The sequence below is a fragment of the Ensifer sp. Root954 genome, assembly GCF_001429005.1.
Taxonomy (GTDB): domain Bacteria; phylum Pseudomonadota; class Alphaproteobacteria; order Rhizobiales; family Rhizobiaceae; genus Ensifer; species Ensifer adhaerens.
In genome coordinates this window covers 149,823-163,940 of record NZ_LMJM01000050.1, presented here as the reverse complement: position 1 = coordinate 163,940, position 14,118 = coordinate 149,823, and the positions used below count along the sequence as shown (strand labels likewise).

General features: G+C 62.3%; 11 protein-coding genes. 4 read left to right on the top strand and 7 right to left on the bottom strand.

Features of this window, described 5'->3' with window-relative positions; genetic code table 11:
* Positions 1 to 51 precede the first annotated feature (51 nt).
* Both ASE71_RS29280 and ASE71_RS29275 read right to left on the bottom strand, forming a co-directional pair.
* A complete protein-coding gene (locus tag ASE71_RS29280; protein WP_060517895.1) occupies positions 52 to 1,185 on the bottom strand; it encodes an ABC transporter ATP-binding protein in 1,134 nt (377 codons plus the stop codon).
* The gene (locus tag ASE71_RS29275; RefSeq protein WP_029742781.1) at positions 1,185 to 3,035 is read right to left on the bottom strand and encodes an ABC transporter permease; all 1,851 of its coding nucleotides are present in this window, start codon (positions 3,033 to 3,035) and stop codon (positions 1,185 to 1,187) included. Before ASE71_RS29275 ends, ASE71_RS29280 begins: the two co-directional genes overlap by 1 nt.
* A gap of 585 nt (positions 3,036 to 3,620) precedes the next feature.
* Between ASE71_RS29275 and ASE71_RS29270 the strand changes: the two genes are divergently transcribed.
* Positions 3,621 to 4,610, top strand: coding sequence for a LacI family DNA-binding transcriptional regulator (locus ASE71_RS29270; protein WP_060517897.1), 990 nt, complete (start codon positions 3,621 to 3,623; stop codon positions 4,608 to 4,610).
* A gap of 10 nt (positions 4,611 to 4,620) precedes the next feature.
* Here ASE71_RS29270 and ASE71_RS29265 read toward each other — a convergent pair whose 3' ends face one another.
* The 5 genes from ASE71_RS29265 to ASE71_RS29245 are packed head-to-tail and all read right to left on the bottom strand — an operon-like array spanning position 4,621 to position 9,790.
* Entirely contained in the window at positions 4,621 to 6,267 is a 1,647-nt protein-coding gene (locus tag ASE71_RS29265; protein ID WP_060517900.1) for a Na/Pi cotransporter family protein, read from the bottom strand.
* A gap of 20 nt (positions 6,268 to 6,287) precedes the next feature.
* Positions 6,288 to 6,578: a MurR/RpiR family transcriptional regulator gene (locus tag ASE71_RS29260; protein ID WP_049810991.1), complete on the bottom strand. Its 291-nt coding sequence runs from the start codon at positions 6,576 to 6,578 to the stop codon at positions 6,288 to 6,290.
* A 2-nt stretch (positions 6,579 to 6,580) separates the two neighbouring features.
* Positions 6,581 to 8,281 carry a metallophosphoesterase family protein gene (locus ASE71_RS29255; RefSeq protein WP_060517902.1) on the bottom strand — a complete coding sequence of 567 codons (1,701 nt, stop codon included), beginning with the start codon at positions 8,279 to 8,281 and terminating at the stop codon, positions 6,581 to 6,583.
* Positions 8,274 to 8,894, bottom strand: coding sequence for a dual specificity protein phosphatase family protein (locus tag ASE71_RS29250; RefSeq protein WP_029742776.1), 621 nt, complete (start codon positions 8,892 to 8,894; stop codon positions 8,274 to 8,276). The genes ASE71_RS29255 and ASE71_RS29250 overlap by 8 nt, the downstream gene beginning before the upstream one ends.
* A 56-nt stretch (positions 8,895 to 8,950) precedes the next feature.
* Entirely contained in the window at positions 8,951 to 9,790 is an 840-nt protein-coding gene (locus ASE71_RS29245) for an inositol monophosphatase family protein (protein ID WP_060517904.1), read from the bottom strand.
* Between the two features lie 202 nt (positions 9,791 to 9,992).
* Between ASE71_RS29245 and ASE71_RS29240 the strand changes: the two genes are divergently transcribed.
* From ASE71_RS29240 to ASE71_RS29230, 3 genes are all read left to right on the top strand, one after another.
* Positions 9,993 to 11,306: an MFS transporter gene (locus ASE71_RS29240; RefSeq protein ID WP_060517906.1), complete on the top strand. Its 1,314-nt coding sequence runs from the start codon at positions 9,993 to 9,995 to the stop codon at positions 11,304 to 11,306.
* A gap of 666 nt (positions 11,307 to 11,972) precedes the next feature.
* Complete coding sequence (locus tag ASE71_RS29235; protein WP_060517908.1) at positions 11,973 to 13,511, top strand: Na+/H+ antiporter; 1,539 nt, start codon at positions 11,973 to 11,975, stop codon at positions 13,509 to 13,511.
* 93 nt (positions 13,512 to 13,604) lie between these two features.
* Positions 13,605 to 14,111: an NUDIX hydrolase gene (locus tag ASE71_RS29230; protein WP_060517910.1), complete on the top strand. Its 507-nt coding sequence runs from the start codon at positions 13,605 to 13,607 to the stop codon at positions 14,109 to 14,111.
* Positions 14,112 to 14,118 lie beyond the last annotated feature (7 nt).

The window sequence follows — 14,118 nt, the reverse complement described above, 5'->3', positions numbered from 1 at the left end:
CTGTTCCTCCCTCAGATTATGTTTCGATTTGTCGTTCGGCACTGAAGCGCCTTAGTTCAGCGTGGACTTGCGCAGCAGCGCGTCCGCTTCGGCGATCCGCTGGCCGTCCTTGTTAAAAACGTGCAGCGCCTCAGGCGGCGCAAAGAACGAAACCCTCGTTCCGGTCTCGACGCGCGGCAGGGCATTGGTCGTCAAGAACAGCGTGTCGCAGCCGTTCCTGAGCTCCAGGATCCAGCTGCCGCCGGTCGGCAGGACGCCTGTCACCGTCATTTCGCCGGAGAAGCTGCCGGCCGGCACATCGTTGGTTTTGACCGAATAGCCGATCGCTTCCGGTCGGATGCCGATCGAGCCAATGCCGCGCAACGACGGGTGGCGCGTGCCAAGATAGGCCTCGGCTGCGCGCGACAGCTCAGATGCGGCGGCCGATCCGAAGTTCAGGATGTTGATCGGCGGGCTACCGACGAATTCCGCGACGAAGCGATTGGCCGGGCGATCATAGATATCGTTGGGCGTGCCCATCTGCTGCAGCGTGCCCTCGTTCATGACGGCGATCGTCGTTGCCAGCGTCATTGCCTCCCACTGGTCGTGAGTGACGAAGACGATGGTCGTCTTGAACTCCTTGTGGATGCGTTTGAGCTCGGCGCGCATCTCGAGCCGGAGCCGGGCGTCGAGGTTCGACAGCGGCTCGTCGAGCAACAGAACGCCCGGATTGACCGCCAGCATGCGGGCGAGCGCCACGCGCTGCTGCTGGCCGCCCGAGAGTTGCGACGGGTAGCGGTCGCGGTACTTGGCGATGTCGAGCGCCTGCATCACTTTCTCGACGCGCATTTCACGCTCTTCCTTCGGCAGTTTGCGAAGCCGGAGACCGAAGTCGGTGTTGCGTTCGATTGTCAGGTGCGGCCAGAGCGCGTAACTCTGGAATACCAACCCCATCTCACGCTTTTCCGGCGGGATGAACACGCCTGCCCTGACCGAGTCGACCACCCGCTCTCCGATGCGGATCTCGCCGTCCGAGAGGTTTTCGAGGCCGGCGATCATGCGCAGCGTCGTGGTCTTGCCGCAGCCAGAGGGTCCAAGAAGGCACATGAACTCGCCGTCGCGGATTTCGAGATCGAGGTTCGAGACGGCATTGGCGGAATTGACGCCGTAGTTCTTCTGGGCGCCGCTGAGATTGATGGTGGGCATCAGCTTCCGAGTCCTTCTGCGAGATTGGTCTTGGTCAGCTTCTGGGCTGCCAGGGTTCCGAGATAGGCGATCGCCGCGATGATCAGCACGACGGCATTGGCGGCTTGCGTGTAGTGGTAGTCGACGAGCCGGAGCGAATAGGTGGTCAGAACATCGGTGCTCGGCACGGCGAGGATGACGAAGAGGCTCAGGCCCTTGATGCCCGAGATGAAGGGCAGCAGCACGCCTGTTACCAGCGAGCCCTTCTGGATTGGAATGACGATCAACATCATCCGCCGGAACCAGCCGGCGCCGGAAATCTGGGCTGCCTCTTCCGGATCCTTGCCAAGCTGGGTCATGGCCGAGATACCGGCGCGCGAGGCGTAAGGCATCTGGTCGGCGATCAGCGCCAGGACCAGGATGGTGACGGTACCATAGAGGGCCGGCATCGGTCCGCGTGGCACGGCGAAGAGCGACAGATAGGCGGCGGCAAAGGCGATACCCGGCACCAGATAGGGCAAGAAGGTGACCTGCCGAAGATAGACCGACAGGACCTTCACCGGCGTGCGGATGACCACATAGCCAACAAGAAGTCCGAGAATGCCCGAGGTCAAGGACGCAAGGCCGACGATGACAAGCGTGTTTTTTGCAGCCGCCCATAGATCGGGGCTTAAGAGGACCCCGGTCTGCAGTGCCACCGTGTGGAGATCACGGCCGATCCAGTAGTCGAGCGTGAAATTGTCGAGCGTGAACTGCGCCGGCAGCTTCATAATGGTGGAGAGGAACAGGGTCAGAAGCGGCAGTCCGACGCTCAAGAGAAAGATAAGTGCGGCAAAACCGGTCGCCGGCAGGCGGTACTTGCCGAGCCGGCTCTGGCGGTTCATCGAACCCTTCGAGCCAACAGTAACGAAGCGCCGGGCTTCACGAACAAGACGCGCATCGATCATCAGGGTGACGATGCCGATCAGCATGATCGAGGCCGCGACGACACCGGCAACGCCGGTCTGGCGCGACGCGATGCTGCGAAAGAGCGAGGTGGAAAGCACTTCGAACTTGACCGGCAGGCCGAGCACATAGGGCACGCCAAACTCGCCGAGGCACTTGGCGAAGATCAGCACCATCGAGGACAAAAGTGCGGGACGCATCAGCGGCAGGATGATCTGCATCGCCACCTGGTAGCGCTTGGCTCCAAGGATACGGGCGGAATCTTCGAGCTGGGAATCAAAGCGACGAAGGGCAGAGCCAAACAGCAGGATGACGAAAGGCGTATAATGTAGCGCCAGGATCACGATGATCGGGAAGCGCCCATAGGCGACCCAGTCGGGCGGCGTTAGCCCCATGGCCTCGAACCAGCCCGGCTGGCCGCCGACGGTGCGGTTCTTGAAGAGCGTTGTCCAGGCAAGCGCAAAGGTCCAGGCCGGCAGCATGTAGGGCACGATCAGCGCTGTTGCGAACCAGCGCCGTCCGAACATGTCTGTCCGGCTGATCAACCAGGCGAGCACTGTACCGATCAACAAAGACAGGCTGATCGCTCCGAGCGCAACCGATAGCGTGTTGAAGAGCGGCCGCCAGAAAAGATCGACCGAGACCGGCGACAGGAAGGCTCGATCAAGGTAGTAGAGCGTAAGCTCACCAAAGTCCTTGCCGAGCCGCCGCTCGTGGCCGAATTGGACGCGCACGGAATCGAGCACGATCGAGATGATCGGCACGACGATGAGATAGGTAAAGAGAAGTGCCGTCAGGACGCCGATCAGCGTCGTCGGCTCCCGCGACGCGACCTTCATCCGATAGCGCCAGCGCTGCCATGCCGTCGGCGCCATTGCGCTGCCGGGCAATGTTGCCGCTTTGGCTGTCTCACTCAATAAGGCCATGCTCTTCCCCTTGGAATTCAACATGCGCTGCCTGCCCCGGCGATCGATGCCGGGCGGAACTTTCAAAGTGCCAACGGGGAATAGAAATCAGCCGCCAGGGCGTGGCGCTGACCTACGCAAGAAGCCGCTCAATGACGCAAAAGGCGCGGCTGTCGGTTACTCAATCCTCCCCGTTCGCAGGGCAGGCGCAAGCGCTTGCCAGATGTCGGCGCAAGCTCCTCAACCGCGCCGCCATCACCACGAACATAGACAGAACAAAAATTCCAATCCAGCTCTGTCTATGGAACGCATGATCCAATGGCGAGGCGCCGTTGTCAACAAAAAAATGCACACGTGCGCAATGATATAAGCTATTGTTTTTGATGACTCTTTTGTGACACTGTTGTATTGTTTTTGGAACACGTGATCATTGAGGTTGGGCGAATGACTTCAGCGGGGAGAAACAGCCGATATAGATGGAGCGATGGTGACCGTTCACCGGCATCATTGGCTGGTTCACCGAGCGGGTAGGCTCGAACTTTTTCGTTGGAATGGGCCTGCTTTTGTGGCCCTGATGAAAAGCATCTGATTCTGCAGGAGAAAGGCATGGCGAGGGGCTTTGTGACGGCCGAAGAGGTTGCAAAACGCGCGGGCGTCTCACGCTCGGCGGTCTCGCGAACCTTTACGCCCGGAGCCAGCGTATCCCAGGCTGTGCGGCGCAAGGTTCTCAAAGCCGCCCGGGAGCTCGGTTACCGGGTCAACCGGCTGGCGCAAGGACTGAACAACGACCGCTCCAATCTCATCGGGGTCGTCGGTGCCAATCTCAGCGCACCCTTCCATGCAAAACAGCTCGATCTCTTGAGCATCGGCCTGTTGCGTCGCGGTCTGCAATGCCTGTTGCTCAATGCCGCGGATGCGCGAAAGGATATCGCGCCGCTGATCGAGCTACTGTTCGAGTTCCGGGCGCAAGCGATCATCGTTCTTTCCGGAGAGCCGCCGGAATCGATCGTCGACCAGTGCATTGCCAACGGCGTGCGCCTGATCCTGATCAACCAGAAAATCGATCGCACCGATACCAGCATGGTGCTGAGCGACGATTCCCGCGGTGCGGACCTTGCAGCACTGCGCCTGATCGAGGCGCGCTGCAAGAAGGTTGCGGTGATCTCGAGTGGCAGCCAAACCCCTGCTCAGGTGCGCCGCACCACTGCGTTCAAAAAGAAAATGGCGACCGCCGGGGTCGAGGTGGTCGCCTGGTCGGGCGGTACCACGAGTTATGAAAGCGGTTACCAGGCTGGCTGCGAGGTGCTCGTCGACGAGGCGATCGACGGCGCATTTTGCGTTACCGATCTCTTGGCTCTCGGCTTTCTCGACGCTGCCCGCACCGAAATGCACCGCCGCGTGCCGGCCGATCTTTCCGTCGTCGGCTTCGACGATATTCCGCAGGCAGGGTGGAAGAGCTACGAACTCACCACCGTTGCGCAGTCCTTCTCCGCTCTGACGGAGCATGTTCTCGAAGCGCTGGAAGCCGACGAGATGGAAACGCGACTTCAGGTCGTTCCCGTCACGATGGTCGAGCGCAAGACCGCCCGACGCTAGACCGGAATGCTCAAGTGGCCGCCGGCCGGATACGGCTGTCGATCAACAACCCGCTCTGATCAAGGATGGGGTGCGCGACAGTTGCGATGTGTGCATTGATGCGTTTGAGATCGCGCAGCATGTCGAGATGGAGCGAGCTGGTTTCGATGCTTTCGGCGCGACCATCGCGCAGGCGCTGCAGATGCCGCTCAGCCGACTGCCGCTCCAGCCTGCGGACATCTTCCTTGGCTTCTACCAGGCGCCGCGCCATCGCGTTGTCACGCGTGGCAAACACGGCCTGGGCCATGCGCAGATTGTCGATCGTGATGGCGAAGAGACGCGACAGTTCCTCGTGGCCATCGGAGGAGAAAGCCAGGCCGCGGGCGATCTTCTTTGCAAGTTCGGCAAGGAGCCCCTTCTCGATGATGTCGCCGATATGCTCGAGGTTGATGGCATAGTCGACGATATCCATGGCGTGGCGGCGCTGTTCCTCGGCGATTTCGCACTGGCCGACGCGCGAGACGTAAACCTTGATCTCGTGTTGCACGCGATCCACGCGCCCTTCAAGCGTGCTGATCGCGGCAAGCCTGGAAGGGTCCGTCTGCTGCAGGGCGTCGTTTGCTTCGACCAGCATGCGCTCGACCAGGTCGCCGACGCCGAGCACTTCCCGACTTGCGCCGGCAAGCGCTGCGACCGGCGTGCCGAGATCGTTCTGTTCAAGGAAAAGCGGGCCGTCCGTCGCCGTTGGCTCGTCCGGCAACAGGCGCATGGTCAGGCGGGATAGAGGCCGAGCGAGGGGAGCCGCCAGAAGCGCCAGTGCGAGATTGAAGGCGAGATGCACATCAACCGGCAGATTGCCGCGTGAGACAGGCGGCCAGTCGATATGCGGGGCGATGTACCCGGCGAGCGCCAGAGCGGCCAGGCAGCCGACGGCACGCACGATCAGGTTGCCAAGGGCAACCCGCCTGGCGCTCGCCGCAGCCTTGAATGTGGCTAGAACCGGGGGCACAGCACCGCCGAGATTGGCTCCCAGAACGAGGGCGATGAGCGGGCCGGTCGAAAGGCTGGCGGACGTTGCAAGAGACAGGATCAGCACAACGACTGCCAGGCTCGATGACGCGAGCGCTGCGAATCCTGCCGAGATGACGAGCGCCACCGGCCAGGCATTGTCGAGCATCCCGAAGAAAGCCGAAAGGGCGGCAGAGGTCCGCAGCGGTTCGGTCGCACCGCCAATCAGATGCAGCGACAGCAACATCAGCCCGATGCCGACGAGCGCTGCGCCTGATCCCTTGCGCGTGCTCGAGCTGCCGCGCCCGACAACGAAACCGCAAAGCAGCAAGAGCGGTGAGAGCCAGCCGAGCCCCAAAGCCACGATCCAGGCCGTCATCGCCGTGCCGACGTTGGCGCCGAGCAGCACGATCTGCGCCATGCGCGGCACGATGAGATCACGCTCGACGAAGGACGCGACCATGAGAGCGGTGGCGGTGGAGCTCTGAAGGGCGATGGTTGCGACGAGGCCACTGAAAAACGAACGAAGACCGTCACGCGTACCGGCCGCCAGTCCGGCTTTCAGACGGGCACCAAAAGCGCGTTGCATGCCGTCGCGAACCTGACCAAGGCCGAACAGGAGGAGCGCCACCGCGCCGAAGAGGTTGATGCTGACGATCGCAGTGCTCATGGCCCCCTCCCCAATGCTGTTTATTGCCGGCCGCGCAGCAACTCCGCTCGAAAGAGTTGCTGAAAGGATGCATAGGTCTCAAAGCCGAGGTCGCTGACGAGCCGCATGACTGTCGTCGTCGAGACACCGCTGCGCACGGCCACTTCCCGTGCGCTCGCAAAGGCGACGTCGTACGGATGGGCAAGCACGAACTTGGCCACTTCCAGGCGCCCACCCTTCAGATGACGTCGGCCCAGACGGCAAGATTCCCGCAACTCGATGAAAGTCGCCGGCGGCGCGGAGGAAGAGGCCGTGGAGAGCAACTGGTCCATGGTCAGGCAGCCTCTTCCGTGTCGGAGGTGCTCTCGAGGCGGATGTGCAGGCTTCCCGCTTCGGCACGATCGAGGAAGGCGTCGAAGGCCCCGAAGAAGATCGCCAGGAAGCCTGATGTCGATCCGTCCCAGCCGGTCCCGGGCGGACGGCCGAAGTGTTTGGCGAGCAGGCGATAAAGCGCGCGGCGCCGCTCAGGTATCTTGTCAAGCGCAAGGACGCCGGCCTGGCGCAGGCAATACCAATCGGCGATCACCTCGATCATATCGAGGCTGGCGGCGTCCTCAGAGATGGCGATCGCTCCTTGCCCGGAAGCGCTCGTCATGGCGCCGGCGTCGGGCATCAACTTGCAGACCGCAGCGATCGAAAGCCCGGATATTTCGTTGACGACATCTCCGGGCCATTCCTTCGGAAAATAGCGATGCTGGACCAGGGCACGCTTGTGTGCCTTCAGGAAGGAACCGTAATCCGCTGCGGCAAAGGCTGGGTCCGGATATTCGCCGGCTCGCACCGCTTCGCGACGATAGGCGCGCAGCACGCGTGGATCGACGGCCATCGCGGACAATTCGACGAATTCGATGGACGACGCCGATTGAGACGGTTCGACGATCTTGAAGGCCGGCGGAAAGGCCACGAGCGACGGCACGGCGACATTGATCAGCGAGCGGCAGCCGCGCGCGCGGCGCGTAACGCCTTCGACATGCAGGTGCCCGCTAAAATGCAGCGTCATGCCGGCGGTCATCAGTGCATCTGCGACCGCCTGCTGTGGTGTCCTGCGGGCAATATTGGTCTCGCCGAAGAGAACGCTTTCGGCTCCCGTTGCGCCATCGAAGGGATCGAGCACCGGATAATGCGAGAATGCGAGCAGCGTTTTTCCGAGTTTCGTTGCGCGCGCGGACACGTCGGCAATCCAGTCGACGATGAACGGTTTCAGCCTGATAAGCGCGTTCCAGCCCGCGCCGGTGCTGTCGACGAAAGCGGCTTCATCGCCCTCCTCAAACAGGCCGTCGCGTGGTTCGAAGACGTTGGCGTCGATCATCAGCAGCCAGAGACCCGGTTCGGGCTCGACCAGATAGGAGGCATCCATCAGCCGGTAGCAATTCCGGCCGTCCGGAGACGAGACCGGGTAGAGCCGATCCTCGACGCGGTCAGACGCCCCGAACGGGGTTTCCCAATGAAGATAGTCCGGCCGTCGGAAGTACCCATGGGTAGCCACGGGGGCAAGGCCCGTCGGATATCCCTCGCAATACATGCGCGGCGTTGTGTGGCTGCCGGGGGCTGCCTTTCCTACGTCGCTCGTGACGAGGACCCTCACGTCGTTCCGATCAAGAAATTGTTTGGTGTGGTGTCGCCCCTTGGGCCCGAAGATGTCGTGGTTGCCCGGAAGCGCATAAAAGCGCGTGCCATGGGTGCTCTCGTGCCCATCAAGAATGGTGCGCAGGCGCGCCGTTGTCTGTCTTTGCCCGTCGTCCGTGTAGTCGCCCAAAAGGACGACGTGACGGATGCCGCGGCGCGCGACCTCCGCCAAGGCCTCGTCCAGCGCCTTGGCACTTTCGTTGAAGACGCGGGTGGATTCGCGCGTGTCGGTCCAGCTTCTGACGGCCAGTTTTTCGCCGTCGATCTCTATCCGTGGGAACTCGAAATCGCCTTCAAGATCATGGAAATGGGCGTCGGCGATGATGGCGATCCGAGGCAAATCAGACATCGGCCTTCACCTCCAGACGGGAGGCCTCGACGAGGTCGATCCAGGCCGAAGCGCGGCGCGCTGCCTCATAGAGCATGGGCTTCGGCGTCTCGAACCATTCATCCGGCCGCAGTTCGCGATGCTCGCGGATGTGGGCGACGGCCGCGTCGAGTGTGGGAAACAGATGCGGCTGCTGCTTGTGCAGGAACAGCGCCACCAGCGACACCGAGCGGCTGCGTCCGCCGCGGCAATTGACGAGGATGTTGCCGCCATCGGCGAAGGGGTAGGTTGCGCGCTTCGGCATCGTCTGGCGTAGCGCACCGTCGAGAATGTAGTAGGCACCGAGCATCATCGTGTCGGGGCTGCCATCACCGTCGATCATGCCGAGCTTGTAATAGCGGACGGCCGCATAGCCGCTTGCACAAAGGTCATCATTGATGCTGACTTCTTCTTCGCGCACGAGGTTGATGTCCAGGTTGATCGCGCAATTGACGACAATGGAGATCCCGTGACGCTTGAGCAGGTCCAGGTCACGCGCGCCGTCACTGCCGCCGATATAGAGATCGGCGCTGTGGGGCCCGAGTTCTCTGGCGATCAGACTGATAGCGGGCCGGGTGTAGACCGGTGCGTCCATTGGATTTCCCCTTGTGTATGCGAACGGGTGGCATGCGTGTTCAGGCTACCGCGGTTTCAGGCCAGCTGGAGCCTGGCGGCTTGCTCCCTTTTTTGGACCGGGATGCCTGAAGCCACACTTACGCCGCCGGCAATCGCCGGCGTCGATGCGAGCACCGGCCCGCCGTCGAGCAGGCTGCCTATTTCCATGAAGGGACACACGGCGCCGCCCGCCTCGGCAACGAGTAACAGTCCGGCAAGGCAATCCCACGAGTTCATGTGCAGCTCGACATAGGCGTCCGAGCGCCCATCGGCGACATAAGCGAGCGCAAGTGCTCCCGAAGCGCCGCGCCGCACATTGGCGCCCTTCTCCAGCATCTGCCGCATCGTCTCCAGATAGGTCTCGTCCGGCACCCGCCGCGACCAGCCCATTTCGACCGACGCGGCATCGAAGGTCGCCGTCGACGAGACCGTGATGACCTTGCCGTTGAGCGTTGCACCTTCTCCCCGGCGGCAGAAATAAAGTTCGTCGTGGGCCGGATTGTAGATTGCGCCGATCTCTGCGCGTCCGTGTTCGACATAGGTTATGGAGATGCAGAAGTGCGGGATTCCGCGCGCGAAGTTTGCCGTGCCGTCGACGGGATCGACGACCCAGACGCGATCGGCAACGGTCCCGCCGCCCTCCTCGCCCAGGAACGCATCGGCCGGAAAATGGGTGGCAATTGCGTCGCGAATATGGGCCTCGGAGGCCGCATCGGTTTCCGTCAGAAAATCCTGCGGGCCCTTTAGGGAAAAGCCACGCTCGGCACTTGCCTTGAAGCCGTCGAGCACCAGAGCGCCGGCAGAGCGAATGACATCCCGACACAACAGGGCCCGCCCCGAAAGGTCGTTCGAATAGCGCGGCTTGTGATCGTTCATCGGCGAAACTCCATTGCACACGCGTGCATATTTGCACGCGTGTGCATGTCGCGCAAGTCGAAATTGCCGGTCCGTGCCAGGTGTCTGGAAGATTGGTCGATCGTCGCGGCCGCACTCAGCCGGACATCTGCGGCATTTCTGCAATATTCAAGCAGGCGCGGTCGACGTAGTGTCCACATGTCGAATCTCAAGGCAGGGTCGAATGACGACGATCACGATACAGGAAGCGCTCGACCGGGCGGGCACGGGCCCCTATCAGCGGCGCCTCATGGGCATATTCGGCCTGGTTTGGACGGCCGATGCCATGCAGGTGCTCGCCGTCGGCTTCACCGCCGCCTCCATTGCCGCAACATTCGGGCTGACGGTTCCCCAAGCGTTGCAGACGGGCACGTTGTTTTTTCTGGGTATGCTGATCGGCGCCGTCGGCTTCGGCAGGCTTGCCGATCGGATCGGCCGGCGCCGGGTCCTGCTCGTAACCGTTGCCTGCGACGCGGTCTTCGGCATTCTGTCGATCTTCGCTCCGAATTTCGTGGTCCTGCTTGTCCTGCGCTTCCTCACCGGCGCTGCGGTCGGCGGCACACTTCCCGTCGATTATGCGATGATGTCGGAATTCCTGCCGGCGCGCAGCCGCGGTCGATGGCTGGTCATGCTCGAAGGCTTCTGGGCCGTGGGCACGCTGATCGTGGCACTGGCGGCATGGCTCATCGCTCTTGCCGGCCTTACGGACGGATGGCGCTACATCTTTGCCGTCACGGCCATTCCGGCAGTCATTGGCGTCGGACTACGCTTTCTCGTGCCGGAATCGCCGCTTTACCTGTTGCGCGCGGGCAAGGCGGAGGCGGCCAAGGCGATCGTCGATCGAATGCTGGCAGCCAACGCTCGACCGCAACTCGAGCCGACCGTATCGATCGCCCTGCCTGTACCGACCGCCGATATCAGTATCTTTTCGAAGGACTTGCGTCGCCGCAGCCTTCTGATCCTTTCGGTCTGGTTCCTCGTCTCGGTCTCCTACTATGGCGTCTTTACCTGGATGCCGCCGCGGCTTGCGGGAGAAGGCTTCGGCTTCGTGCGTGGCTATGGGTTCCTCGTTCTCATCGCTCTGGCGCAGATCCCGGGCTATGCGCTTGCCGCCTACGGCGTCGAGAAGTGGGGACGGCGCCCGACGCTGGTCGGTTTCTGCCTGCTCTCCGCCCTCAGTTGCCTGTTGTTCGTCGTGGCGGATGCGGCCTTGGTCGTTGCTGCTGCGCTCCTGATCATGAGCTTTGCACTGCTCGGCACATGGGGCGCACTCTATGCCTATACGCCGGAACTCTATCCGACCGCCTCGCGCGCGACCGGCATGGGGGCGGCCGGCGGCATGGCTCGGCTCGGTGGCCTGCTTGCGCCTTCGCTCATCGGATTGCTGGTGGCGAAGGGCTTCGGCCTAGCGATCGGCACCTTTGCAGGCTTGCTGCTTGTGGCGGCGATCGCCGCTGCGATGATCGATGCGGAAACCCGTAAGGTATCGCTGACCTGATACGGTGCATTCTTTTCAGGGGCAGTAGCTCACAGTTTGGAAAACTGAACTGCGCTTCAACGCGTTAGCGCCTCCTTTCCCTGTGAACAACCTGTGGACCGGCTGCGGACAAGGCCGGAAGTCGGGTCGCCGGCTGTTCGATCGTAAAAGCGGTCGTAAAATGGCTGTGCGGTCAAGCTCACGACCGTTAGTGTAGCAACTATCTCATCGGGGCCGGCACGTGTGCCGGTCCCGATTGTCTGCCGGGGCGACTGTCCTTGGCGACGTCCCCCTCCTCCCGACGAACGCTCATTTTGGCACCGTTTGGCAGTTCCGGCCGACGACCGCGGTGCACGTCTTGCGTTTATGCATAGCTGCATTGCACAATAAATGTTTTCCAGCTGATCAAAAATCAGGCATAAAGCACACAGCTGATGCACATGGCGGGTCTCCTCCCAGTCCGCCGCAGCAGCTGTTCCCCTCTGGAGGTTTTTGACCTTCACACCTTTATGGGCCGCGGTCTTCCGCTGGCCCTTTTTTCTTTTCTGCGATCCTTCACCTTCGGCAAGGCTCCACGCCACTGTTGCTGCACGCGCAATTGCGTTTCGAAAAAACGTGTTCTGTAATGGGCCGCGTCGTTGAGCGATGGAGGCGGAGACCGGTGGAGCCGATACATCTGTTCGAACTATGTTTGTCGCGATCATCGCGCTGCACTACGTCGCGCATCGGCTCGGCCTGCCGCCGTCGGTGGCGCTTCTTAGCGGTGGCGCGATGCTCGCCTTCATGCCGGGGCTGCCGGCCATCGCGGTCGACCCGGAGCTGGTGCTCGTCATCTTCTTGCCGCCGCTGCTCCTCGACGGCGCCTGGACGATCGCGGTCGGCCGCCTGCGCCGTCACCTGATCGGCATCGCCTCGCTTGCGATCGGCGCAGTGTTTTTTACCGCGGCCGTCGTTGCCGTCGTGACGCACTTCATCTTCCCGTCCCTGCCTTGGGCCGCATGCGCCGCACTCGGGGCGATCGTCTCGCCGCCCGACGCCGTCTCGGCACGGGCCGTGCTGCAGCGCGTGCAGTTGCCGCGACGGCTGCAGATCCTGCTCGAAGGCGAAAGCCTGCTCAACGACGCAAGCGGACTGGTATTGTTCCGCTTCGCGATCGCCGCCGGCGTCACCGGGGCTTTTAGCGCCGGCGAGGCAGTCGGCAACTTCTTCCTGCTGGCGATCGGCGGTGCCCTTGTCGGCCTCGCCATCGGTACGGCGTGGGTGCTGCTTGCCCGCCGCCTCGGAGATGAGTACCTGATCATCGCCGCGACGGCCCTTTTGTCCTGGACGTCCTACCTGCTCGGCGAGTTCCTGCATGTTTCCGGCGTGATCGCGACAGTTACCACCGGCCTCGTCGCCAGTTGGCACCAGCACACCGTGCTCTCGGCCGCCACCCGTATGCGCGGCTCGGCCTTCTGGACCGTCATCGTCTTCCTGATGGAGGCCGCGGTTTTCATCCTGATCGGCCTGTCGCTTCGCGGCGTGGTCGAGCGCGGCGGCGGGTTCGAGACCGTTGCAGCGACCTTGGGATGGCCGATCCTCATGGTACTCTTCGCGCTCACCGTCGCCCGCTTCTTCTGGGTGTTCGGTTCCGACTTCGCAATCTGGCTTGGCAACAGGCTGGGGCTCAAGCGCTACACGCCGGTCGGCGCGCGCGGTGCGACCGTGCTTTCCTGGGCCGGCGTTCGCGGCGTGGTAACGCTCGCGCTTGCGCTGAGCGTGCCCGAAGGCTTCCCCGGCCGGGACTTCATCCTGGTAACCTCCTTTGCCGTGATCCTTGGAACGGTGCTGATGCAGGGAACGACGCTCGGGCGGGTGATCGCCTGGGCGAGGCTCGTCGAGCCTTCCTCTGAAAAGGCACCCCTCACCCTAAGCCAGGCCGAGGCGGCGATGGCCCAGGCGCAGCTCATCACCATTCAAAGCCGCGCCTATGACGCGGCGGGCAATCTCATCCATCCGCAATTGCTGGACCGCTATCAGCGCCGAGCGGTTTCGATCGTCGACTATGCCGCGCGCACGGAGCATTACACGCCGATCCTCCACGCCCATTTCGACGTCGTGCTCGAAGCGGGGCGGCGCGAACTCATCCGGCTTCATCGCGCCGGCGAAATCGACGATGAAACGCTGCATGAACTGGAGCGCGATCTCGACCTTGAGGAATTGAGCGCAATATCTGCCAAGGCGTGAGCCTCTTGCCGGAACGTTTCTTTCCATTTTCTCCTTTGACATGAGGGGCGGATGTCCTAGATGTCCGCAAATTGGCGCCAAGTATCGAGGAGCTTGAGAGCGATCAAGAAGTCAAAGGCGCCGAAACCACCAAAACCGAAGACGCTGTTGCAGAAGCTGGCTGCCTCGCCCGAGAAACTGTTTTCGGGTTCGTTTCGCCAGCAATGTGCAGCACTTTGCTATCGTTACGTGCCTGACGGCGCGATCGAGATCCTTGTGGTGACGTCGCGCGACAGCGGCCGCTGGCTCATTCCAAAAGGCTGGCCGATGAAACAGAAGGAACCGCACGAGGCCGCGGCGATCGAAGCCTTGCAGGAGGCCGGTGTTCGCGGGAAAGTTCGCAAGAAGCCGATTGGCAGCTACACCTACTTAAAGGTGCTCGATGACGGCGACGTGGTGCCCTGTATCGTTGACATCTTCCAGATCGAAGTCACCAAGCTGGCGGAAAAATACAAGGAGAAAGGCGAGCGTTTGGTCGCCTGGGTCAGCCCCGATGAAGCGGCGCGGCGCGTCCGCGAAATCGAGCTCAAATCGCTTCTGGTCGACTTCAAGCCGCGGTGAAGTCGCG